This is a genomic window from Sphingomonas sp. Leaf208 (assembly GCF_001421415.1).
In the GTDB taxonomy this organism is placed as follows: Bacteria; Pseudomonadota; Alphaproteobacteria; order Sphingomonadales; family Sphingomonadaceae; genus Sphingomonas.
Window position 1 is genome coordinate 463753 of record NZ_LMKH01000001.1, and the last position, 24484, is coordinate 488236.

Genomic DNA, 24484 nt, shown 5'->3' on the forward strand with positions numbered 1-24484 from the left:
AACGTCGCGTTAAGCATCACCGTTCGTATCGGGTTCACGCCGCACGCCGTACACAGGCGGCATGGTTATTCCAGGGGAGCGATCGATGCCACGTTATGCAATGGCCGTTCGCGATGCGCGCGGCGAGCCCCGCGACGAAGTGATGCACCGCACGCATGCGCTCGACGGCGACGACCATATGGTCAAGCTGGTGCTGGTCAACATGTCCGCCAACGGCCTCATGGCACGGTGCGACGGTGATCCGGCCGCGGGTGATCGATTGCGGATTCGCCTGCCGATCTTCGGCTATGTCGACGCGGTCGTACGCTGGTCGCTTGGCGGTCGGATCGGCTGCGAGCTCGAACGGACGATCCCGCTCGCCGAATATTACACGATGTTGACGGTGATGATCCGCAACAGCTGACGCCTCAGCCGGAGCGGAGCAACGCCACGCCGGCGTCGCGGTCGAACAGGTATAGTGCTGTCCTCGCCGCCTGCCCTCGCGGCCCCTCCAGTCCGCCATCACGATCGATCAGCAGGCGCGCGTCGTCGTGCGCGCATTGCAGCAGGTCGGCCATCATGTCGGGCGTCGCGAGCCGGAACGCCATCTCGCCCGATTGCTTGGTGCCGAGCAGTTCGCCGGCCCCGCGGAGGCGGAGATCCTCCTCGGCGATGCGGAATCCGTCGTTGGTTTCGCGCATCAATGCGAGGCGGGCGCGCGACGTCTCGCTGAGCGACGATCCGCGCATCAGCAGGCAGATCGATCGCCCGGTGCCGCGCCCTACCCTCCCGCGAAGCTGGTGGAGCTGGGCAAGGCCGAAGCGGTCGGCGTGCTCGATCACGATCAGCGTCGCGTTGGGGACGTCGACGCCGACCTCGATCACGGTCGTGGCGACGAGCACGGACGTACGGGCGGCGGAGAACTCGGCCATCACGGCATCCTTCTCGGCGGGCTTCATGCGACCGTGGACCAGCGCGACCTTGTCGCCGAAGCGCGCACGCAATGTCTCCGCGCGCATCTCGGCGGCGGCGAGGTCGCTCTTCTCGCTCTCCTCGACCAGCGGGCACACCCAGTATGCCTGCCCGCCGTCAGCCAGATGCCGGCCGAGCGCGTTGACCACGTCGTCGAGCCGGTCCTCGGATATGACGCGCGTCTCGATCGGCTGGCGGCCCGGCGGCATCTCGTCGAGGCGGCTGACGTCCATCTCGCCGTATTGCGCCAGCGTCAGCGTGCGCGGGATCGGCGTCGCGGTCATCGCCAGCAAATGCGGTGGGGCGACGCCCTTCGCCTGCAACGTCATCCGCTGTGCGACACCGAAGCGGTGCTGCTCGTCCACCACCACCAGACCCAGGTCCTTGTAGCCGACCGCATCCTGGAAGATCGCATGCGTGCCGACGAGGATGTCGATCTCGCCACTCGCCAGCGCCATCAGTGTCGCCTCGCGCACGCGGCCCTTGTCGCGGCCGGTGAGCACGCCGATCTCGATCGGCAGCCCGGCGAGCGTTTTCCGGAGCGTCTCGTAATGCTGGCGCGCGAGGATTTCCGTCGGCGCGAGCATCGCTGCCTGCGCACCGGCCTCCACGGCGATCAGCATCGCCATCGCCGCGACCAGCGTCTTGCCCGAACCGACATCGCCCTGCAGCAGTCGCAACATCGGTGCGGTCTGCGCGAGATCGCCCTCGATCTCGCCGACCGTCCGCGATTGTGCGCCTGTCAGAGTATAGGGCAGCTTCAGCATGTCGCGCAGCCGGCCGTCGCCTTGCAGCGCCCGCCCCCGCCGCTTGCGGGTATCCGCGCGGACGATCGTCATCGCCAATTGGTTCGCGAACACCTCGTCATAGGCCAGCCGTTCTCGGGCCTTCGCGTCCGACGGGTCGGCGTGGATGCGCGCAAGTGATTCGTGCCAGCCCGGCCATTCGCGTTTCGCCTTCAGCCCGGGTTCGATCCACTCGGGCAGGTCCGGCGCGCGCGCGACCGCCTGCCTGGTCAGCGCCGCCAGCCGCCGCGACGTGAGGCCTTCCGACAGCGGATAGATCGGTTCGCGCTCGCGCAACTCCTCGTCCGGCTCGACGATGTCGGGATGGACGATCTGCAATTCCTGGCCGTATTCGTCGAGCCGCCCCGAGATCCGCTTGGCCTCACCGATCGGCAGCAGCTTCTTCGCCCACCCGGAACTCCCGCCGAAGAAGACCAGGCTGACGTAATTGCCAAGCTCGTCGGTCGCCTGCACCCGCGTAGGCCCCCGCCCCGCACTGATCCTGTAGTCGCGCGGAGTCAGCGTGATCGTGATGATCCGGCCCGCATCGCTCGACATCAGCTCCGTACGCGGCAGGCGATCGACATAGCCGGTCGGCAGATGGAAGGCGACGTCGACGACGCGCGCGAGCCCGAGCCGGTCGAGCGGCTTGGCGAGCGCGGGCCCCACCCCCTTCAGGACGAGGGTTTCGGCGAACAGCGGATTGAGGATTTCGGGTCGCATGACTATCTGGCCTCTATAGCCTAGCCGACGCTCGCTACCAGCGGGTCGCCGGCTCTTCGTGTTTGGAGTTCGAAATGGACCACGAGACTCGCCTCAAGCGCCTGGGCTTTCGCAGCTCGCACCGCGGCACGCGCGAAGCCGACATGATGATCGGCGGCTTCTTCGCGACCTATGGCCGGACGTGGACGCCGGAAGAGCTCGACTGGTTCGAGGCACTGCTGGAGGAACAGGACGTCGACATCATGGGCTGGGCGATCGGCTCGATCGTGTGCCCGCCCGAATGGGACGGCCCGATGATGCAGGCGATGCGCGATATAAATTACGTGACGGTCGTGAAGTAACGCGTCTTCGCCCCTCCCTGGAAGGGAGGGGTTGGGGGTGGGTCGGCCGCTTGACGGTCGTGACACGCGCCTCATACCAACCCACCCCCAGCCCCTCCCTTTCAGGGAGGGGGGAGTTCGAATGCCAGACCTCAAGACGATCCTTTCCGCGACAACCCCGCTGATCCTCTCCGGCGTACCGTCCGGCTTCCAGCCGTCGCTACTTGCCGACCTCGCGCGGGCCGCGAAGACGCGCGCGGTGTTCATCGCGCCGGACGATGCGGCGATGCGCGCGGTCGCCTCGACCGCGGCGTATTTCGCGCCCGATCTCGAAGTGCTGAGCTTCCCCGCCTGGGACTGCCTGCCCTACGACCGCGCTTCGCCCACGCTGCGCATCATGGCCGAGCGTGTCGCCGCACTCCAACGCCTGCAAGGCAAGCCCAAGGGTCCGCAGCTCCTGCTGACCACCGCCAACGCTGCGACGCAACGCGTCCTTACGCCGTTCCGCATCCGCCAACTCGTTGCGCGTCTCGCGCCCGGCGAACGGATCGGCCGCGACAAGCTCGCCATGCTGCTCCAGGCGAACGGCTATGTCCGCACCGACACCGTTCACGACCAGGGCGAATACGCGGTGCGCGGCGGGATCGTCGATCTCTACCCGTCCGGCGAAGACCATGCGCTGCGTCTCGATTTCTTCGGCGACGAGATCGAGAGCGTCCGCACGTTCGACGCGGCGGACCAGCGCACCACCGGGCGGATCGACGGCTTCGTCCTGCTCCCCGCGTCCGAAGCGCTGCTCGACGAGGACTCGATCAAGCGTTTCCGCACCCGCTACCGCGACGCGTTCGGCGCGACCGCGACTGGCGATCCGATGTACCAGGCGATCTCCGAAGGCCGCCGCATCGCGGGCATGGAGCATTGGCTACCGCTGTTCGAAGAGAAGATGGCGACGTTGTTCGACCATCTCGGCTCGGACGACGTCGTGGTCCGCGACAACGGCGTCGCCGCGGCGGTGGAAAGCCGGCTCGAATCGATCGCCGACTATTACGAGAACCGCAAGCGCGCCGAGGCAGCTCAGCCCGGCAGCTATCGCCCGATGCCCGCCAAGGCGCTGTACCTCGACGCGCAGGAATGGTCCGGCGGCGTCGAGGCCTTCGCCGCGCACATCACCTCGCCGTTCCACGAACCGCCGAGCGACACCGTGCTCGACTTCGACGTCGACGGCCCGCGCGATTTCGGCCCCGAGCGCGCCGCGCAGGCGAACATCTACGAAGCCGTCGCAGATCACGTCGAGAAGCTCCGCAAGCAGGGACGAAAACCGATCCTCGCCAGCTACTCGATCGGCGCGCGTGAACGCCTGGGGAGCCTGCTCGCCGATCACGGCATGAAAGGCGGCAAGCACGCCGAGACTTGGCAGGATGCGCTTGGCATCGCCGACACCGCGCGCAGCTTCGGCGTCGCGCTGATCGTCCTGCCGCTCGATCACGGCTTCACCGCGCCGGGGATCGCGGTCCTCACCGAGCAGGACATGCTTGGCGACCGCCTCGTCCACCGCAAGAAGCGCAAGAAATCCGCAGACGCGTTCCTCGCCGAACTCGCGACGCTGACGCCGGGCGACCTGGTCGTCCACACCGAGCACGGCATCGGCCGCTACGAGGGCCTGACCTCGATCCCGGTCGGCCAGAGCCCGCACGACTGCGTCGCGCTCAGCTATGCCGGCGGCGACAAATTGTACGTGCCGGTCGAGAATATCGACGTCCTCTCGCGCTACGGCTCGTCCGAAGAAGGCGCGACGCTCGACCGGCTCGGCGGCGAGGGCTGGCAGCGCCGCAAGTCGAAGATGAAGGAGCGGATCCGCGAGATCGCCGGCGAACTCATCGCGACCGCCGCCGAACGCGCGCTGCATCCGGGCGACGTGCTCGAACCCGATGCGAGCGGCTATCCGAGCTTCGTCGACCGCTTCCCGTACGAGGAAACCGAGGATCAGGATCGCGCGATCGAGGACGTGCTCGGCGATCTGGCCGCAGGCAAACCGATGGACCGGCTGGTGGTCGGCGACGTCGGCTTCGGCAAAACCGAGGTCGCGTTGCGCGCAGCCTTCGTCGCGGCAATGGGCGGCAAGCAAGTCGCGATCGTCTGTCCGACCACCCTGCTCGCGCGCCAGCACTACAACAACTTCGTCGCCCGCTTCGAGGGCTTCCCGATGAACATGGGCCGTCTGTCGCGCCTCGTCACCGCGAGCGAGGCGAAGGCGACCAAGGAGGGCCTCGCGAACGGCACGATCGACGTCGTCATTGGCACGCATGCGCTGCTGGCGAAGAACATCGACTTCAAGCGCCTCGGCCTCGTGGTGGTCGACGAGGAGCAGCGCTTCGGCGTGACGCACAAGGAGCGGCTGAAGGCACTGCGGGCGGACGTGCACATGCTGACGCTGACCGCGACGCCGATCCCGCGCACGCTGCAAATGGCGATGTCGGGCATCCGCGAGCTTTCGGTGATCCAGACCCCGCCGGTCGATCGCCTCGCCGTGCGGACGTACATCATGCCGTTCGACCCGGTCGTGCTGCGCGAGGCGTTGCTCCGCGAGCATTACCGCGGCGGCCAGAGCTTCGTCGTCACGCCGCGCGTTGCGGACTTGCCCGAGATCGAGGATTTCCTGCGCGAACAGGTGCCCGAGATCCGCTTCGTCGTCGCGCACGGCCAGATGTCGCCGACCGAGGTCGAGGAGCGCATGTCGGCGTTCTACGACAAGAAGTTCGAGGTGCTCGTCTCGACCACGATCATCGAGAGCGGGATCGACATCGCTTCCGCCAACACGATGATCGTCCACCGCGCCGACCGCTTCGGTCTCGCGCAATTGTACCAGTTGCGCGGGCGCGTCGGACGATCGAAGACGCGTGCTTACGCGTATCTGGTGACGCCGCCCGAGCGGCAGATGACAGTGACAGCGGAGAAGCGATTGAAGGTGCTCTCCGATCTCGATTCGCTCGGGGCTGGCTTCCAGCTTGCCAGCCACGATCTCGATATCCGCGGCGCGGGCAACATGCTCGGCGACGAGCAGACCGGGCATATCAAGGAGGTCGGCTTCGAACTCTACCAGGCGATGCTGGAAGAGGCGATCATGGACGCCAAGGCCGGCGGCATGACCTCGTCGCGACCGCGCGATTTCTCGCCGCAGATCACGGTCGATGCGCCGATCCTCATTCCCGAGGACTACGTGCCCGATCTCGACTTGCGGATGGGGCTGTATCGCCGCCTCAACGATCTCGACGAGGGCCAGGAGATCGAGGCGTTCGCGGCCGAGATGATCGACCGCTTCGGCCCGTTGCCGGATGCGACCGAGAATTTGATCAAGGTCATCGAGATCAAGCTGAATGCGAAGCGCGCGTGCGTGTCGAAGATCGACGTCGGGCCGAAGGGCGTGTTGGTCTCGTTCCACGACGACAAGCCGCCGAACATCGACAAGCTGCTGGCGTATGTCGAGCGGCTGAACGGCGTCGCGCGGTTGCGGCCCGACAGCAAGCTGGTGCTGCAGCGGGCGTGGGGTGATCCGAAGGCGCGGCTGCACGGCGCGCTACAGCTGTCGAAGGGGCTGGCAAAGGCTGCTGGGTAAGTTCTTCTTAGCCCTCTCCCCTCCGGGGAGAGGGTTGGGTGAGGGGCTGCCAAGTAGGACGTCGCTTGGGACAGCCCCTCACCCCGGCCCTCTCCCCGACGGGGAGAGGGAGCAACGTAACAAAAAGGCCGGACTACCTTGGGGTAGCCCGGCCTTTTTACTGTTTCGAAATCGACAGTTTACTTCGGCAACACGACGCTCGGTCCGATGCTGTCCACAACCTTCCGCGCATCAAACGCACGGATGTTGTCGCGCGGGATCGGGCCCTTGCGCATCACGATCTCCGCGGTCGCCTCATAGCGATCGATCGTGCGGATATCGAAGTCGTTGCCCCACGGGCCACCACCGAACCCGCCATAGCCGCCGCCCAAACCACCACCGAAGCCGCCATAAGGGCTCCAGTTGCGCCAGCCGAAGCCGCGGCCGTAATAGCGCCACGACGGACCCCAATAGCCGCCGAAGCCGCCATAGCCGAACCCGCCACCGATCCCCGGCGTCGAATAGGTCCGCGACTGGAGATTGGTGTCGCGGTCGGCCATCAGGTAATAGTCATAGCCATTCTGCAACGTCAGTTCGGCGGCGCGGAAGAACAGGTAACGCTCGACGGTATCGCGCGACGTGACGCTGTTGCCGGCGAAGCTGACGAGGAAGCGACCCGGCTCTACCTGCCGGTCGCTATAGCCGGTGCGGCTGAACCCCTGGCCCGTCGCCGGCCGATAGGTGGTCTCGGTCGCGCAACCGGCCAGCAATAGAGCGCCCGTTGCGAGCGCTGCCAATGCGACCTTGCGACCAGGTTTCATGAACATGGTATGTCTCCGTTCGCGGCGAGTGCGGCGAAACGCCTCTTAATAGCCGTCAGTGGTGGAACGGTTGATGAACGGGTTCGCTCCAATGCGCCACCTTACTGACTCATTTTTCACGTTTCGTCTAAACGCCGATCAAGTGTAGCGCCAATGTGCGGCGATGCGGGCGGCGGCGATGCTCAAAGAGGTAGATGCCCTGCCATGTGCCGAGCGCGAGTCGGCCGTCGATCAGGGGGATCGAGAGCTGGACCTGCGTGAGCGCAGTGCGGAGATGCGCGGGCATGTCGTCCGGGCCTTCGTCGTCGTGGAGATACTCGCGCGACTCCGGAGCGATGCGGGCGAAATAGGCTTCGAGGTCGGTGCGGACTTCGGGCGCAGCGTTTTCCTGGATGAGGAGCGAGGCGGAGGTGTGGCGGCAGAAGATCGTCAGCAGGCCTTCCGACATGCGTTGGTCGCGGGTCCACCGGGCGAGCTGGTCTGTGACGTCGACGAGGCCTTGGCGGCTGGTGTCGATGGTTAGGATCGTGGTGGCTTGGCGCATCGGGTCCTAACGATTGGTCGGGAGGGTTGCTCCAAGTCCTGTTCCCCCGCGAAGGCGGGGGTCCAGGAGTCCCATAGGCCATCGCCGGTAGCCTGGACTCCCGCCTTCGCGGGAGAACCTGAGGGTGCGTCATATAGTGTATGCACGCCGACCGAGTATTGCCCCACCCCGGCGGAGGCTGGGGCCCAGTTGGGGGACGTTGCTAACTGCCGGTGCGCTTCGTTACTCCGACCTTTCCAACTGGGCCCCGGCCTTCGCCGGGGTGGTAGTAGATCGGGAGGATCTCTTTAGTTCATCCAAATATCAAACAGCCCCGTGGCACTGCTTATACTTCCGCCCCGACCCGCAAGGGCACGGCGCATTACGGCTCACCACGCCTTCCCAGTTCGCTGGATCCTCGCCGATATCGGCCTCCTGCGGCTGAGGGATCTGCAACGGCGGCATGGTCGAGGTGATGTGGCCGCGCGTCCCCGCATCGAAATCGTTCGAGTCATCCTCCCCCGTGAACGGGTCGAAATGCGTCGTGATGAAGTCCGGCAGTTCGGGCAGGCCGACCGGCGCCTGCATCTGGAACTGCGCGTGCGCGATCGTCTTGGTCACGTCCTCGCGGATCGTCTCGAGCATCCGCTGGAACAGCGAGAACGCCTCCTGCTTATACTCGTTGATCGGCGTCTTCTGCGCATACGCACGCAGATGGACGACCTGACGAAGCGCATCGAGCGTCGCGAGATGCTCCTTCCAGTGATGGTCGAGATTCTGGAGCAGGATCGACTTCTCGACCGACGTCCACGTCTCCGCATCGAGATCGGCGGACTTTTGCGCGATAGCCTCGTCCGCCATCGCCCGCACGCGCTCCTCGATCACCTCGGGGTCGACCGACTCCTCCAGCAGCCACGCGTCGATCTGCGGCTCGAGGTTCATCACCTCGGCAAGCCGCGTCTTCATCCCCGCGACGTCCCACTGCTCGGGATACGAGTTGGGCGGGCACGCATCGCCGACGATCACGTTGACCGTCTCCGCGCGCATGTCGGTGACCACGTCGCCGACGGTGTCCGCGTCCATGATGTCCGCGCGCTGCTCGTAGATGACCTTGCGCTGCTCGTTCATCACGTCGTCATACTCGACGACCTGCTTGCGGATGTCGTAGTTGCGCGCCTCGACCTTCTTCTGCGCGGTCTCGATCGCCTTGCTCAGCCACTTGCTGCCGATCGCCTCGCCGTCCTCGATGTTGTTGCGCATCATCTTGGCGAACAGCGTGTCCGGCCCGAAGATGCGCAGCAGATCGTCGTCGAGGCTCAGATAGAAGCGCGACAGGCCCGGATCGCCCTGGCGACCCGAACGACCACGGAGCTGGTTATCGATACGCCGGCTCTCGTGCCGCTCGGTGCCGAGCACGAACAGGCCGCCCGCGGCGAGCACCGCCTGCTTCTCGGCCTCGATCTCGATCGTGATCCGCTTCGCCGCCTCGTCATACTCTGGCGTGCCTTCGACTAGATCCGGATGCTCGTCGAGCATGCGGAATTCGAGGTTGCCACCGAGTTTGATGTCGGTGCCGCGGCCCGCCATGTTGGTAGCGATCGTCACCGCGGACTTGCGCCCGGCCTGCGCGACGATGTGCGCCTCCATCTCGTGGAAGCGCGCGTTGAGGACCTTGTGATCGACGTTCTCGCCAACCAGGAACTCGCTCAGCATCTCCGACTTCTCAATCGACACCGTGCCGACCAGCACCGGCTGGCCAAGGTCGGCGTGATGCTTGATCTTCTTGGCGATCGCCGCGAACTTGTCCTTGGTGTCCTTGTAGAACTCGTCTTCCTCGTCGACGCGCTTGACCTCGACGTTGGTCGGGATGCTGACGACGTTGATCTTGTAGATGTCGTAGAATTCGGCCGCCTCGGTCGCCGCGGTGCCGGTCATGCCGCCGATCTTGGGGTACATGCGGAAATAGTTCTGGAACGTGATCGAGGCCATCGTCTGGTTCTCGGGCTCGATCTGGACGCCCTCCTTCGCCTCCACCGCCTGGTGCAGGCCGTCCGACCAGCGCCGGCCGTCCATCATGCGACCGGTGAACTCGTCGATGATGATGACCTTGCCGTCCTTGACGATGTAATCGATGTCCGACTTGAACATCACGATCGCGCGCAACGCCTGGTTGAGGTGGTGCACGACCTGCGTGTTCTCGAAGTCGTACAGGTTCTGCCCCTCGAGCAGCCCCGCCGCCTCGAGCATCCGCTCGACCTTCTCGGTGCCGTCCTCGGTTAGGATGATCGTCTTCTGCTTCTCGTCCTTGTCATAGTCGGCCGGGTCGAGCTGCTTCACGACTGCGTCGACCTGCATGTACAGCTCGGACTTGTCGTCGGTCGGGCCGGAGATGATCAGCGGCGTGCGGGCTTCGTCGATCAGCACCGAATCGACCTCGTCGACCACTGCGAAGTTGAACGCGCGCTGCGTCATCGCGCTGCGTTCGTACTTCATGTTGTCGCGGAGATAGTCGAAGCCGAACTCGTTGTTGGTGCCATAGGTGATGTCGGCGGCGTAGGCGGCGCGGCGTTCCTCGTCCGACAGGTTCGGGATGATGACGCCGATCGTCATGCCGAGGAAGGTATAGACCTGCCCCATCCACTCTGCGTCGCGCGCCGCAAGGTAGTCGTTGACGGTGACGACGTGGACGCCATCACCAGGGAGCGCGTTGAGATAGGTCGCGAGCGTGGCGACGAGCGTCTTGCCCTCGCCGGTGCGCATCTCGGCGATCTCGCCGCGGTGGAGGACGATGCCGCCGACCATCTGGACGTCGTAGTGACGCTGGCCAAGCACGCGGTGCGCGGCCTCACGGACGGTCGCGAACGCCTCGGGGAGCAGGTCGTCGAGCTTCTCGCCCTCTGCGAGCCGCGCCCGGAACTTGACGGTCTGCGCGGAGAGCTCCTCGTCCGACATCGCCTGGAGCGACGGCTCGAACGAGGCGATCTTGGCGAGGATCGGGTTGAGCGACTTGACGTAGCGGTCGTTGGACGATCCGAACAAGGATTTGGCGAGGCCACCGAACATGGGCTGATTTCCTGAATTTGAGACGCGGCGGCACGCGATCGGCGCACGCGGAATCGGATCACATGGATCCAAAGGTTACGTTAAGGTCACACCAAGACGCTATTCGCGGCGGCGCTCTGCCCATAGCGGTAGCGAGACGACTGCAATCGCGCGCAGCGTCGTTGCGACTGCAACCTGCGGCAGCACGGGAAGGCCAGATACGGGCCTTATCAAGACCTTGGCCGGCGTTGCTGCCACCGACTGCGAGCAGACATTGCCTTGCACCACGGCTTGGGCGGACTGCCCACGCATACCCGGCACCGCGCCGGTCAGCGCGGAGAGCAGGGCAGAGAGGAGTAGCAGCAGGTTCATGCGGAACCGGCTGTATGCGAGCTTGCACGATAAATCTACCGTTCGTCTCAGGGACGCACCCGGCGGACGCGGCAGTGGAGCATGCGCCCAGGCAATCTGCGCGCGCGTCGTCTTGCCGCCCGCCCGGCAGCGACTATGAAGGCGTCATGCAGACCTCGCCCCTCGCCTTGCCCTTCCCCGACGCCCCTTCGATCGACGGAGTCGCGCTGCATGTCGCGCGGGCGCGGTACAAGACCTGGGATCGTTGCGACCTGACGTTCGTGACGCTGGAGCCGGGGACGGTGGCGGCGGGGGTGCTGACGACGAGCAAGTGTCCTTCGCCCGAGGTGGAATGGTGCCGTGCGGCGCTGACGCTTGGGCAGGCGCGGGCGCTTGTCGTGAATGCGGGCAATTCCAACGCCTTCACCGGTTCGCGTGGGCGAGCGGCGGTCGAGGCGATTGCGGCGCGGACTGCGGCGCATCTGGGGTGTCAGCCTTCGGACGTGTTCGTGTCCTCGACCGGCGTGATCGGCGTGCCGTTGCCGATCGACAAGGCGGAAGCCGGGCTCGACAGCGCATTCGCCGCCGCGCCGTGCGGCTGGGAGGATGCCGCCGCGACGATCATGACGACCGACACCTTCACCAAGGGCGCGGTGACGACCGCGGTGATCGGGGACCGCACCGTAAGCCTCGTCGGGATCATCAAGGGCTCGGGGATGATCGCGCCGGACATGGCGACGATGCTTGGCTTTATCTTCACCGACGCCGCGGTCGAGCCGGAATTCCTGCGAGCTTCGCTGTCGAAGGCGAATGCGCCGAGCTTCTCGTGCATCACCGTCGACAGCGATACATCAACTAGCGACACCGTGCTGGCGTTCGCGACGGGCAAGGCCGGTAACGTCGCGCTGGCGGACGACGACAGCGTGGGCGCAGATGCGTTCCGCGCCGCCTTGGCCGACCTGTGCCACCAACTCGCTATGCTCGTGGTTCGCGACGGCGAGGGCGCGCAGAAGCTGATCGAGATCCAGGTGACCGGCGCGGACAGCGACCGCAGCGCACACCGCATCGCGATGAGCATCGCCAACTCGCCGCTGGTGAAGACTGCCATTGCCGGAGAGGACGCGAACTGGGGGCGCGTGGTCATGGCGGTCGGCAAGGCCGGCGAACCAGCCGATCGCGACACGCTGTCGATCCGGTTCGGGAATACGCAGGTTGCCGAGGGTGGCTTGGCGCTGAGCGGCTACGACGAGGCGCCGGTCGCTGCGCACCTCAAGGGCCACGAAATCGAGATTGGCGTCGATCTCGCGCTAGGCGAAGGCCAGGCCACGGTTTGGACCTGCGACCTCACGCATGGCTATATCTCAATCAACGCCGACTATCGCAGTTGAGAGCAGGACGCTCGTTCAATGCCGTTTAGTAAAGGCATTCCCGCCCGAATGCGCGAGCAGCCAACCATATTCGGCGGCCCGACTCGGATCGGTTAAATTTGGCACCAGATGCCACAACGTCCGGATCGACGTTCGTGAGTCGTTAGGATCGAATGTGCCATTCGGACGCTGATCGGGAAGATATTGCCCCGCCCATGTACAGGTCGATCGATGCTCACCATCTTCGTCGATCCGGTTATAGCTCACGCAGAAACTGATGAGATTGCCGGTCACAAAGCCGACCATCGGAAAGAATTCACCGTTGTTTTCGACACCTACACGCGTTCTGTACGTGCCATCGATCTGAAGATGCTCAAGTGTCGTAGACGGAAGCGATAATGGAACAGCGCGGACAATGTCCAGTTCGGATCCTAGTTCATTGACCCCGTTGCCGACGAATGCGTTCATAGCAGTCTCCCCGTTTCCAGAAGACCTTACCGCATCGCCGACAACAGAGAATAGTTCTATAATACGTAGCCCGTATCTACAGGCGAAGGCGTATCATCAGGCCAGCTCACCCTCGAGCCATGCCTTCAACCGGCCCTTGGGCTCCGCGCCGACCTTGGTCGCCGCCGGTGCGCCGCCCTTGAACAGGATCATCGTCGGGATACCGCGGACACCGTACTTGCCCGGCGCGTCGGGGTTCTCGTCGATGTTGAGCTTGGCGATCGTCACCTTCTCGCCGAGTTCTTCCGAAATCTCCTCGAGCGACGGCCCGATCATCTTGCACGGGCCGCACCATTCCGCCCAGAAATCGACGAGCACGGGGCCGTCGGCGTTCAGTACGTCCGCATCGAAGCTGGCATCGGTGATCTGCTTGGTCGCCATCGTGAATTCTCCTTGGTTCAGTCGTATCTAAGGTCGCTCGCGTGTGCGCTCAACCACCGGGGCGCTAGCTTTGCTCCGTGGGCCGATAGTGCGGCTTGTTCGCGGCCATCGTCTCGTCGTCCAGCATGATCAACCGCGGGCCGGCCGTGTATAGCAATGCCGCCTCGACCGACCGCCCCGGAAAGATCACGCTCAAGGCTTCGGCATAGGCCGCCATCTGCTTCAAATGGTATTCCGGCACGTCGTCGAGGCTGCGCGGTGCGCGGCGGCCGGTCTTGAAGTCGACGACGCGGATACGATTTGCCTCGATCAGCAGGCGATCGACCGTCCCCGACACAACCATGCCGTTCGCGAGGGTCGCGGCGATCGGCGCTTCGGCCAACGTATCCGCGCTGAAAAGCTCGGCAAAGCGCGGGTCGTCAAGCACGGCGACCACGCTCTGCACGATTTCGGACCGTGCTGCGACATCGTCGACGCCGCCCGCTTTTGCCAGCCAGCGATCGGCTGCCGTCGCGCGGTCGGTGGCGGCAACCGCCGGCAGACGCTCGAACAGCGCATGGATCAGCCGCCCCCGCTCGGCCGCGACGCGCATCGCAGGCGTCGGCGGTGGATCGGACACCGCGTCGTCGCCCAACGCCGAAGGCGACAGGGGACGAGGCGGACGCGCTTCTTGCGGTGCGGGTTCGTGCGCCCAGGCCGGTAGCTGCGCGTTCGCCGCAACCTCCACCGATGCCGAAGCCTTGGCGATGACCGCAGGCTGAGGCTCGACCCCGGCGAACGTCCGCGCGCCCTCACCCGCCGCAACCTCGAGCGCCGTCAGCGCCCGATCGGAGGCAGCGTACCAGCTATTCTCCGGCGGCACCCCCTTCGCGCGAGGCCCGAGTGCACCGGCGATCACCAGCCGCTCTTCCGCGCGGGTGGCCGCGACGTAGAACAGCCGCCAATGCTCTTCCAGTTCACGTTGCTCGGCCGCCGACACGACCGCATCCAGCGGCCCTCCGCGCTCGCTCGACCGCGGCCGAAATACCGGGATCGGCGCTGCCCCAGGCTCGGGCGCCCATTTCAGGATCGAGCGCGGCGCCGCCGACGGGTCCGCCGTCGCATCCGCCAGGATCACCAAAGGCGCCTGCAACCCCTTCGCGCCGTGTGCGGTCATCACCCGGACCGCGTCGAGCGGCGCGGACGGATCGCGGACGATCTCGACATCGCCCCGATCGAACCAGTCGAGGAAGCGCTGTAGCGACGGCGTCGTCGTACTCTCGAACGTCAGCGCGGCGTTGAGCAGTTCCTCGATCGGATCTCGCGCCTCGGTCCCCAGCCGCCGGATCAGTTTGCGGCGACCGTCGAGCGGCCCCGACAGCAGTTCCTCCAGGAACTGGTAGGGTGTGGCGATGTCCGCGCGCGCCAACATCGCCAGCAACGGGGCCAGCCTTGCCGCGGGTTGCGTGCGTTGCAGGTGGCGCCACAACGGCCCGGCCTCGCGCGGGGCCGCCGCCATCAACTCGTCCTGCGTCCAGCCGATCAGCGGCGACACGAGCAGCGCGGCGACGCTTAGATCGTCCTCGGGCTGCAACACGAAGCGGATTGTCGCGAGCAGATCCTGTACTGCGAGCGGCGCGTTCAGCCGCAAGCGATCGACGCCCGCCACCGGCACGCCCTCGGCATAGAGCCGCGCGACGATCAGCGAGGCGAGATCGCCGCGGCGCTTGACGAGGATCATCACGTCTTCGGGCCGCAACCGCCGCCCCTTGCTCTCCAGCATCAGGCCGGTGTCAGGCGCGAGCCAGCCTTTCACTGCGCGCGCGATGTCGCTGGCGAGTTTGCGCACCGCGTCGTCGACCCAGCCCTCTTCGTCGTCCTCGCTGCCGCCTGCCGATACCGGCGGCCAGAGGGTCACGGTGCCCGGGCCGGCGACCTCGCTGGCGTGCTGTTCGACTTCGCCCGCAATCCCGAGCCCCGGCTCGCCGATCGCATCGATCGCCGCGTCGACGAACTCCAGCACAGTCCGCGTCGATCGGAACGAGTGGCGGAGTGACAGTCGCGCCAAAGGGAGCCCGCGTTCCTCCTCGGGCCAGTCGTCATCGCCTTCCGCCTCGCTCGCACGACCGCCGAAATACTGCTCGGCCGCCTGGAAGTTGAGCGGGTCGGTGCCCTGGAACCCGAAAATCGCCTGCTTGTAGTCGCCGACCGTGAACAGGGTGCGCGTCGATGGGGCATAGATGCCGCGGCCGACGAAGAACTCGTCGGCCAGCGCGCGCACGATCCGCCACTGGTGGCCGTTGGTGTCCTGCGCCTCGTCGATCAGCAGGTGCTCGGTTGCCTGATCGAGCTTGTAGCGGACCCACTCGCCGATCCCCGGCTGGTCGAGCAGCGCCACCGTCGTCGCGATCAAGTCGTCGAAATCGACCGCTCCTGCGCGGCGCTTGGCCAGCGCATAGCCCCGCGCATAATCGCGCCCGACCTCAAGTCCGTCGGCGAGCAGGTCACAGTACGTCGCGCGCTGGACCATCGACAGCACGTCAGTACAGGCCTCGCCCAGATCGCGCGCGAGCACCTCGTAGTCGGGCTCGGCATCGATGAGTTTCTTCGACGCTTTGCGCTGCGTGCCCGTCCCGGTCAGCACGACGCTGGCGAGTTCATCCAAGGTCGCCGCGCGATCCTCGGTGTCGAGCCAGCGCTGTACGGTCGCAGCTGCGGCCAGCCCGGTGGCGGTCCCCCAGGCGCGATTGGCCGCGGCAATTCGCGCTATCGCGTCCAGGTCGAGCGCGTCGCACCATTCCGCGATCGCCTCGTCGATGTCGCCAGACGGAAGCCCGAGTTCGCGTCGGAGCCACGGCTGGATCCCGACCGGGAGGGCCTCCAACGCCGGCAGCGCACGGGCGCAGGCGAGCAGGAACGCTTCCGCCCCGCCCTCACCCATCCGCAGCGACAGGCGGCCGACGATCTCGACCGGGCGTTCGCGGCCTTCGCGCTCTGCGTCGGACAGCATCGATGCTAGCGCCTCGCGTGCGAGCCCCGCCTCTTCGCGTGCCTCCAGCGGCCGGAAGCCCGGCGTCAGGCCGGCCTCGACCGGGAACGCGGCCAACAATCCCTGGCAGAAGCCGTGGATCGTTTGAATGCGCAAGCCCCCGCCCGGCGCGTCTAGCACCTTGGCGAATAGGGTGCGCGCGCGATCCTGCAACGGCTGGACCGGGCTCTCGCCGAGCGCGATCAGGTCCGCCGCCAACGCCGGCGCAGGCATGCGCACCCATGCAGCGAGCCGCCCGTTGATGCGCTGCGCCATCTCGGCCGCGCCCGCCTTGGTGAAGGTCAGGCACAGGATCGCGCCGGGATCGACACCGCGCAAAAGCAGCCGGAACACGCGGGCGGCCAGCACTTGCGTCTTGCCGGTGCCGGCCGAGGCGGACAGCCAGACGTGCGACGCCGGGTTGCTGGCATCGGCCTGCGCGCCCCTCAGCCGGGGCAGCGTGGCGAGCGCGTCACCGCTCACGGCCATACCATTCGTCGCGTCGCATCAACTGGTCATACTCGGCATAGGGGGCGTATTCGGGGACGAGTTTCGCGGTGAACGCGGCGCTGCCGGTCAGCCATTCGCCGATGACTTCGGTGAAGTTGTGCGCGGCGATTGCCGTGAAGTCGGCGGTCGGGATCTTGTCGCGCTTGCCCTCGGGATCGACCGGGCTCTCGATATAGCCGAACGCGTCGCGCTTCTTGCCGAGCGACCAATATTCGAATGCGCCTGCGGTGCCGGAGACGTCTGGGAACCCGCCGCGCTCGGCGATAAGGCCGAGCAGCCCGAGTTGCAGGCTGTAGCCTGCGCGCACCGCGGTCGGCGATGGCGGCTTGCCGGTCTTGTAGTCGATCACCGCGAGGCGCCCGTCGGGGAGCTTGTCGATGCGGTCGTAGCGGCCCGACAGCGTCACGCCGGCGATCTCGATCTTGCCCTTGCCCTCGGCGCTGGCGACCGTCCGCCCATCCTCGCCTTGCGCGACGATCGCGCCGGCGATCCAGTCGATCGCCTCGAGCAGGCGCGGCTGCCACAGCGCGCGCATCATCGGGTGCGTGCGCTCATCGTCAAGCATCGCCTTCGCGCGTTGTCGCAGCGTGTCGACGGTGCAGTTGTCCTGCTTCCACCATTGCTCGAGGATATCGTGCACCGCCGTCCCGCGCCACGCCGCGCTCGGATCGGCATCGACGGGGTCGAGCGGCATCAGCCCGAGCACGCGGCGCGCGTAGAAGGCGTAGGGATCGGCCTTGAGCCGGTCCACCTCGGTGACGGAGATGGCTTTCGGACGTAGCAGCGCAGGCGGCGACGGCGCGGGACGGTCGGCGGGCAAATGTTCGCCCGGATCGTCTAGCGCGCGCGTCCAGCCTTCCAGTGCAGATGCGCGCTCAAACCGATCTCCTGCGAGTGCCTGCAACCGGAGCCAGAGGCGCGAGGCTAAAGCGGGTGACTTCGCATCTCGCCGCGCTCGGGTGACGACCGCCCGCGGGGCACCCAACGCTTGCGCAAAATCATGCGCCGCCGTGCCGACACGCCGCTCCAGACCCGGTAGGCCAAGCTCAATGCGGATGCGGGGCGCCAGCCAGGGGTCGGGCGCGGGCCGACCCGGCCACACGCCTTCGTTCAGCCCGCCCAGCACCATGACGTCCGCGGTCTGCAACCGCGCTTCGATCAGGCCGTAGATCGCGAGCCGTGGGTGGCCGCCCGGCGCCGGCCGGACCGCGACCTCGTCGAGCAACGTGCGCAACAACTGCGGCAGTTCGCGCGGATCGATCCGCGGCGGTCCGGCCGGTGCTTCCGCTTCCAGATCGGCGAGGAACTCCGCCGCCGCGCGCCCTGCGAGCCCCGACCAGAGATTGTCGCCGCACAAAGTCTGCGCCGTCTCGCGCAGGCACGCGAGCACCGACGCCAGGGGCTGCAGTCCCTGGTCGAACGCGTTCGCCAGCGGCGTCAGCAGCGGCTGGACGTCGGTCCACCATGTCGCCGCCGTGCCCTTGCGCTCCTCCAGATGTCCGGCGATCCCGTCGAGCCCCGCCGCCGGCCTCGGCCCGCGCAACCGACGGTCGAGCGCACGTGCGCCGTCGAGCCAGAGCAAGCGATCCTCGCCCGCGCGGACCAGCGGATGCTTCAGCAACGCCAGCAACGCGAGCGGCGAGAAGCGCTGCGCCGCCGCTTCCGCCAGCGCGAGCAGTAACGTCCCCGGCGGCAGGATCGACAAGGGTCGCCCGGCGCTATCGTCGATGCCGATCCCCCAGCGCCCGAGATGCGCGGCCACCCGCCGAGCCAGAGCGCGATCCGGCGTGACGAGAGCGGCGGTCCGCTCAGGCACCTCCAGCGCCTCGCGCAACACGAGCGCGATCGCCTGCGCCTCCTCAGCAGGGGTTGCGAGTTCGGCGGCGGTAACGCCCTTCAAGCGGCGATCCTCCGCGGCGATCTGCGTCCATTTGCCGGTGAAATCCGCGGGTGCCAGCGCGTTGGCGATCGCCCGGCCGCGCGCGGGGTCGGCGTCATGCCCGCCGCCTTCGCGCCACGTCTGCACCTCGCCCCGCGCGACCCCCATGCGCAGTAGCATTAGCTTCGCATCGAATTGCGGATGCGTCTCGATCGAGCGCCGCGTCAGCCCGGTTACCGGGTGCGGATCATGCGGGCCGAGCGCATCCCACTCCTCGTCCGGCAGCGCGAGGTCGAGACCGGCGAACACTACCATGCCCTGCGGCATGTCGGCGATGCAGCGGAGCAGACGCGCGACCGCGGGCGCGGAATCGGTCACGCCTGCCGCGCAGACGATGCCGGCTGGCGGTGCACTTCGCCAACGCTGGGCGAGCCGATCGAGCAACGCCGAGCGCCGCGTCGCCGCATCGATCCGCTCCAGCCGCGCGAGTTCTCCCGGCCAGCGTTGCAGCACGATCTCGAACGTCGCCAGCGCGCGGCGCCAATGCTCGGTCAGTTCGGGCCCAAGCTCGATATCGCGCAGCTTGGTCGGCGGCACTTCCTCGACCAGCAACTGATCGAGCGTCCGCGCGAGTTCGCCCGCTAGCCGTACCGCCTCCGCCGCATCGACCGGATGGCCTTCGCGCGCGCGCTCTTCCGACACCAGCCGCGCGAGGATCATGCGGCGCTGATAGGGCGGTACCGCGGGCAGCGGCGGATCGATGTCGTCCGCCGGATCGAGCGCGGCGCCTACCGCCTCGCCCATCTCCGGATCGCCCAGCGCCACCAGCCGCGGCAAGACGAGCCCTCCGCCGCTCGCGCGCACGAACGCCTCGGTCACCGCCTTCACCGCGCGGTTGTTCGGCAGCACGACCAGCGCGCGGGCGAGCGCCAACGGATCGCGCCCCGCCCGCCGGGTCAGCCCGGCGACCAGCGCGTCCGCAAACGCCCGGTGCGCCGGGATCGTGTAGAGCGTCGGGCGATCCGCCGTGGCGACGTCAGCCATCCGCGAGGAGCGCCTCGGTCTTCGGGATCGCGGCCGGCGTGCCGACGTCGAACCAGAGGCCCTGGTGGACCTGGCCGTAGGCGCGGCCGGCGTCGATCGCTCGGTTCCAGAAGATGTTGGTCGAGAACGGTCCCTCCGGCCAGTCCGCGATCAACCGCGGGTGGAGAATCTGGATGCCGGTATAGGCGAACGGCGCGACGCGGCCGGGCTTGCGGCGGCCGACGATCCGCCCGTCGCTGCCGAGATAGAAATCGCCCATGCCGCCGTGATTGTTGGCGCGCGCGAGCGGCACCATCAGCAGCAGCGCATCCATCTTGTCGTCGTCCCAGCGCGACGCGAGCAGCCTGATCGCGTCGACCGGCCCGTCGATCCACAAGTTGTCGCTATTGACGACCAGCACCGGCGCATCGCCGAGCAGATGCCGCGCCTGGACGAGCCCGCCGCCCGTCTCCATCAGCATTTTCCGCTCGTCGGAGATCACCACGTCAATCCCCGCGAACCGGTCGGTGACGTGCGCCTCCAGCGTGTCCGCGAGATAATGCACGTTGACGACCGCGCGCTTGATCCCTGCGGCCTGCAAGCGTTCGAAGACATGGTCGATCAACGGCTTGCCCGCGACCTTGACCAGCGGCTTGGGTCGCGTCGCGGTCAGCGGCCGCATCCGCTTGCCCAGTCCCGCCGCCATCACCATCGCCGTCTCGGGCACGATCCCGCGCGGGACGGGCCGGATCGTCTGCTGGCGGGTCACGCGGTCAGTGCCAGTGGATCGCCGCGTAACTCGGGCGGCACGTTCGCTGCGAACCATGCCGCGACCGGCGCCATCACCGGCTGGGCGAGATCGCGGTCCAGATACGTCCACACACGCGGGCACATCGTCGCATAGTGCGGCTTGCCGTCGCGCTTCCACAGCCGCGTGAAGATGCCGAGGATCTTCGCATTCCGCTGCGCGCCGAGCACGTGATACGCGTTCATGAAGGCATCATCAGTCTCTGGCCCCGCGTCCGCCGCCGCAAGATATCGCGCCAGCATCGCGGCCTCGACTGCCGGATCGACCGTCCGCCGCGCATCCTGCAACAGCGACACGAGATCATAGGCCGGATGCCCCGCGAGCGCGTCCTGGAAATCGAGCAGGCCGAGCGATCGCTCCGGCCCGACGAGCATCAGGTTTTCGGCGTGATAATCGCGCAAAACCGTGACCGGCGTCTCGGCGATGGCGTGGTCGAACACCGACTCCCAAGCTGCGTCCCAGCCCGCGAGATCTGGCTCGATCCCAACCGCAGGGCAATACCACTCGACGAACAGCCCCGCCTCGCGCTTCAGCACGGCCCGATCATAGGGCGGGACCGGCCCAGCCGGCTCGGCACGCAACCGCACCAGCAGGTCGATCGCCGGCGCATACAGCGACAGTTCTTCGTCCGGTGAAGCATCGACCGCCTCACGCAGCCGATCGTCGCCGAAATCTTCGATCAGGACGAGCCCTTGGTCGAGATCGCACGCCAGAATAGCGGGCGCTGCGAAGTCCCGCTCGACCAACCACTCGGCGACCGCGATGAACGGGCGGGGATCTTCGTATGGCGGCGGCGCGTCCATAAGGATCGCTTGCCGCCCTGCTTCAATCGCGCGGAAATAGCGGCGGAACGAGGCGTCACCGGCGACCGGGAGGATCTGCGCGCCTCCCCAGCCATGGGCGTCGAGAAAAGCGGCGGCGCCGGGCGGCGGGGTCATGTCGGCCATCGCGATCTCCAAGCTTCCGGCACGCCGATAGTCAAGCCGCGCGTGCCGTCCGGCTCGATCGTCAGGCTCAGGCGCAGCGCATCCGGCCAGTAATCGGGACCGGCGCGTTCCGGCCATTCGACGAGGAGCAGTGAGTCGTAGCGGGCGTCGTCGAGCGCGAGTTCCTCGATCTCTGCGGGGTCGTCGATGCGGTAGAGATCGACGTGAACCACGGGAAAGCGGACTTCGGGTGGCTCGTAGGGCTGGACGATCGCGAAGCTGGGCGATGGCGCTTCGCCGGCAAGGCCGAGTGCGGCGAGAAGACCACGCGCGACGCTGGTTTTGCCGGCGCCGAGCGTGCCTTCGAGGGTGACGACGTCGCCCGGGCGAACGCGCGTAGCGATCATAGCCCCAAACGCTTCGGTCGCTTGGGGATCGGGTAGGAGGATTGCACGCATTAACCCTCTCCCCCTCGGGGAGAGGGTTCGGTGAGGGGCTGTTCCAAGCGCTGCACTGCTTGGCGACCCCTCACCCCGACCCTCTCCCCGGAGGGGAGAGGGAGCAGTGCCGCAGCCCTCATCGCCGCGGCAATTCTACGGTGATCAGCGTGCCTGCGCCGGGCTCCGACACCAGTTCGATCGTACCGCCGTGCGCTTCCACGAACTGTTTCGCCAACGGCAGTCCGAGGCCCAAAGCCCGATCCCCCATAGGCTTCGACTCCGCGAACCGGTCGAACGCATGCGCCACCGCCTCCGCATCCATGCCGACACCATCATCCGACACCACGATCCGCGCCGACGTCGCATTGCCATCGGTATGCAGCAGCACGCGGCCGCCATCCGGCGTTGCCGCGACCGCATGGCGCAACAGATGTTCGACGACCTCCTTCAACCGCTTCGGATTGCCGTTCACGCGACCCGTCGAGCGCGCCACCTCGATCGCGAAGTCGAGCTTGCGCCGCTTGGCCGACGGCAGGATCGTTTCCGCCGCGGCGCGCACGGTGGCCGCGAGGTCCACGTCGCTGCGATCGGTCTCCGCACGATCGCTCTCCGCGCGCGTCAGGTCGAGCACGTCGTCGACCAGCAACCCCAGCCGTTCGACGGACTCGAGGATCGCTCCGACATAGCCCTCGGCCTGCGGCGTCAGCGCGCCCGCATAGCCGCCATGCAACATCTCCGCGAACCCGCTGATCGACGTCAGCGGCGTGCGCAGTTCATAGCTCATGTTCGCGACGAACGCGGTCTTCACCTTGTCGGTCGCCTCAAGCGCATCGGCACGATCTCGCAGAGCCTGCTCCGCGCGCCGGCTGTCGGTGATGTCGAGCATCGTGAACAGCGCATTCCCATCCGGCAATGGCACGCCGGCAAACTCGAAATGCCGCCCGTCCGCGAACGCCACGCGCCCACCGCGCTGCTGGCGCCCGACCGTCGCCGACCGCACCAGATCCGGGATCAGCGCCGACCGTCCTGGTGTCGCGAGTTTGGCTCCCGCCGCTTCGGCAAAGGCGTCAACACGGGGGTGCGAGGCGAGGAACTCTTCCTCCAGGCCCCATAACGCGCGGAACCGGTTGTTCCACAACTGCAACCGACCATCCGCGGCAAACACGCCGAGCGCCTCGAACAGATTGTCGAACGTCGCGGTCCGCACCCGCAGCAACGTGTCGCGCGCACTGGCGAGTTGCACCTGCTCGGTGCGATCCTCGAAGATCAGCAGCAGGCCGCCATCGGGTAGCGGCTGCGCGACCACGCGGAGGTGCGTGCCGCCGCGGAGATGCCAGTTCTCCTCCATCGCGCCGCTACCCTGGGCCGAGCCAGTCTGCATAAACCAGTCGCGGCGCTCCGCCTTCCAGCTCGGGAAATCGCGGACTTCAGGTAGCCGGTTCGCCTCGCGCATCCGCTCGAGCACGCGGTCGAATTCGGGGCGGTCGGCGAGCCATTCGCTCCGCATCGCGAACATCCGGCGGAACGGCTGGTTGCAGAACACGAGCGAGCGATCGCCGCCGAACTGCGCCACACCCGCCGACAAACGGTCGAGCATCGCCCGCTGGGCTTCGGCAAAACGCTTGGCGCCCGACCGTGCCTGCTCCAGTTCCTCGATATCGATCGCGAACCCGGCCACCCCGCCGCTCGGCAGGGGCACGTCGTAGATCTGCAGCGACCGCCGCGCGCCGTCGATCGTCGCGGGCAGGACCTGCTGGTGTGGCCGTCCTTGCTCGCGCGCGACCGCGGCGCCAGCGAGAGGCCCGCCACGCCCAGATCCCTCGACCAGTTCCAGCCCACGCGCGACGACGTCCGCGGCATCGCGCCCCTCGACCGCGTCGACATAGGCCGAGTTCACCATCGCCAGCCGCAAGTCGGTCGCGCGATACCACATCGGCATCGGTGCCGCCTCGATCAGCCCCGTCAACGACTCATACGCCTCACCGAGTCGCGCGGTCTCGGAACCAAGTCGCGCGATTTCCGCTTCGCTGTCGGTCGCATCAAAGGCCCAGAGGAGCACCGCCCCGGTCGCCCCCATCTCGCCCGGCGCGCGCCCGCCGCGAAACGTGATCGCGCGCGTCGAGCCCTGCAACCGCACCGACCGCACGAACGCCCGCCCCGACCGCTGTGCCGCGGTGACGTCGGCAATCAGCCGCGCGGCATCGTCCGCAGACAGCCCCGCCCCCCCGGCAGCAAGCTCCGCGATCGACCGCGGTGGCGCGTCGAGCCCCAGCCAGTCCGCCATCCGCCGCGTCATCTCGATCCGCCCGCCCGAGCGGATCACCGTCACGATCGCCGGCGACCCGTCGAGGATCGTCTGCAACTGCGCGTTCGCCTCGACTGCTTCAATCGCCCCGGTATGGGCACGCAGACCGACGTAAACCAACGCCAATCCGGCAAGGATTAGCAGAAGGAGTATTGCTCCGATCGTCACGGCGACACCGGTCCCGATGATCATGTTCAGGGAGCGCATCGCGATATCATTCGAC

The 24484-nt window shown here is 67.0% G+C and carries 17 protein-coding genes; 4 read left to right on the forward strand and 13 right to left on the reverse strand.

The features are described from left to right. Positions 1–85: 85 nt before the first annotated feature. Positions 86–403 carry a PilZ domain-containing protein gene (locus ASE69_RS01915; protein ID WP_056482095.1) on the forward strand — a complete coding sequence of 106 codons (318 nt, stop codon included), beginning with the start codon at positions 86–88 and terminating at the stop codon, positions 401–403. Positions 404–407: 4 nt separating this feature from the next. Here the strand turns inward: ASE69_RS01915 and recG are convergent, their stop codons facing one another. Next, on the reverse strand, positions 408–2459 hold the full coding sequence (recG, locus tag ASE69_RS01920; RefSeq protein ID WP_056482098.1) for an ATP-dependent DNA helicase RecG: 2052 nt from the start codon (positions 2457–2459) through the stop codon (positions 408–410). Positions 2460–2533: 74 nt separating this feature from the next. Between recG and ASE69_RS01925 the strand changes: the two genes are divergently transcribed. Further along, the gene (locus tag ASE69_RS01925; protein ID WP_056048683.1) at positions 2534–2800 is read left to right on the forward strand and encodes a succinate dehydrogenase assembly factor 2; all 267 of its coding nucleotides are present in this window, start codon (positions 2534–2536) and stop codon (positions 2798–2800) included. 121 nt (positions 2801–2921) lie between these two features. Beyond that, positions 2922–6392 (forward strand): transcription-repair coupling factor, encoded by a 3471-nt coding sequence (mfd, locus tag ASE69_RS01930; RefSeq protein WP_056482101.1) that lies wholly within the window; start codon positions 2922–2924, stop codon positions 6390–6392. Between the two features lie 179 nt (positions 6393–6571). Here the strand turns inward: mfd and ASE69_RS01935 are convergent, their stop codons facing one another. From ASE69_RS01935 to ASE69_RS01950, 4 genes are all read right to left on the reverse strand, one after another. Continuing rightward, positions 6572–7192, reverse strand: a complete 621-nt coding sequence (locus tag ASE69_RS01935; protein ID WP_056482996.1) for a CC0125/CC1285 family lipoprotein — start codon at positions 7190–7192, stop codon at positions 6572–6574. A 127-nt stretch (positions 7193–7319) separates the two neighbouring features. Beyond that, positions 7320–7736, reverse strand: a complete 417-nt coding sequence (locus tag ASE69_RS01940; RefSeq protein WP_056482104.1) for a secondary thiamine-phosphate synthase enzyme YjbQ — start codon at positions 7734–7736, stop codon at positions 7320–7322. A gap of 303 nt (positions 7737–8039) precedes the next feature. Then, positions 8040–10778: a preprotein translocase subunit SecA gene (gene secA, locus ASE69_RS01945; RefSeq protein ID WP_056482107.1), complete on the reverse strand. Its 2739-nt coding sequence runs from the start codon at positions 10776–10778 to the stop codon at positions 8040–8042. 99 nt (positions 10779–10877) lie between these two features. After that, complete coding sequence (locus ASE69_RS01950; protein ID WP_056482110.1) at positions 10878–11129, reverse strand: hypothetical protein; 252 nt, start codon at positions 11127–11129, stop codon at positions 10878–10880. Positions 11130–11275: 146 nt separating this feature from the next. Between ASE69_RS01950 and argJ the strand changes: the two genes are divergently transcribed. Next, a complete protein-coding gene (gene argJ, locus ASE69_RS01955) occupies positions 11276–12496 on the forward strand; it encodes a bifunctional glutamate N-acetyltransferase/amino-acid acetyltransferase ArgJ (RefSeq protein WP_056482114.1) in 1221 nt (406 codons plus the stop codon). Between the two features lie 15 nt (positions 12497–12511). Here argJ and ASE69_RS20955 read toward each other — a convergent pair whose 3' ends face one another. The 8 genes from ASE69_RS20955 to ASE69_RS01990 all read right to left on the reverse strand — a co-directional run bounded on the left by ASE69_RS20955 (position 12512) and on the right by ASE69_RS01990 (position 24468). After that, a complete protein-coding gene (locus ASE69_RS20955) occupies positions 12512–12943 on the reverse strand; it encodes an avidin/streptavidin family protein (protein WP_082452768.1) in 432 nt (143 codons plus the stop codon). Positions 12944–13039: 96 nt separating this feature from the next. Then, the gene (gene trxA / locus ASE69_RS01960) at positions 13040–13363 is read right to left on the reverse strand and encodes a thioredoxin TrxA (protein ID WP_055877560.1); all 324 of its coding nucleotides are present in this window, start codon (positions 13361–13363) and stop codon (positions 13040–13042) included. A 64-nt stretch (positions 13364–13427) separates the two neighbouring features. Further along, positions 13428–16859 carry a double-strand break repair helicase AddA gene (gene addA / locus ASE69_RS01965; protein ID WP_056482117.1) on the reverse strand — a complete coding sequence of 1144 codons (3432 nt, stop codon included), beginning with the start codon at positions 16857–16859 and terminating at the stop codon, positions 13428–13430. Beyond that, positions 16843–19803, reverse strand: a complete 2961-nt coding sequence (gene addB / locus ASE69_RS01970) for a double-strand break repair protein AddB (RefSeq protein WP_056482120.1) — start codon at positions 19801–19803, stop codon at positions 16843–16845. Before addB ends, addA begins: the two co-directional genes overlap by 17 nt. Further along, a complete protein-coding gene (locus ASE69_RS01975; protein ID WP_056482123.1) occupies positions 19796–20551 on the reverse strand; it encodes a nucleotidyltransferase family protein in 756 nt (251 codons plus the stop codon). Before ASE69_RS01975 ends, addB begins: the two co-directional genes overlap by 8 nt. Continuing rightward, positions 20548–21528, reverse strand: coding sequence for an aminoglycoside phosphotransferase family protein (locus ASE69_RS01980; protein WP_200924102.1), 981 nt, complete (start codon positions 21526–21528; stop codon positions 20548–20550). Before ASE69_RS01980 ends, ASE69_RS01975 begins: the two co-directional genes overlap by 4 nt. Continuing rightward, entirely contained in the window at positions 21525–21974 is a 450-nt protein-coding gene (gene tsaE, locus ASE69_RS01985) for a tRNA (adenosine(37)-N6)-threonylcarbamoyltransferase complex ATPase subunit type 1 TsaE (RefSeq protein WP_056482129.1), read from the reverse strand. Before tsaE ends, ASE69_RS01980 begins: the two co-directional genes overlap by 4 nt. Positions 21975–22092: 118 nt before the next feature. Beyond that, positions 22093–24468 (reverse strand): sensor histidine kinase, encoded by a 2376-nt coding sequence (locus ASE69_RS01990; RefSeq protein ID WP_235517909.1) that lies wholly within the window; start codon positions 24466–24468, stop codon positions 22093–22095. Positions 24469–24484 lie beyond the last annotated feature (16 nt).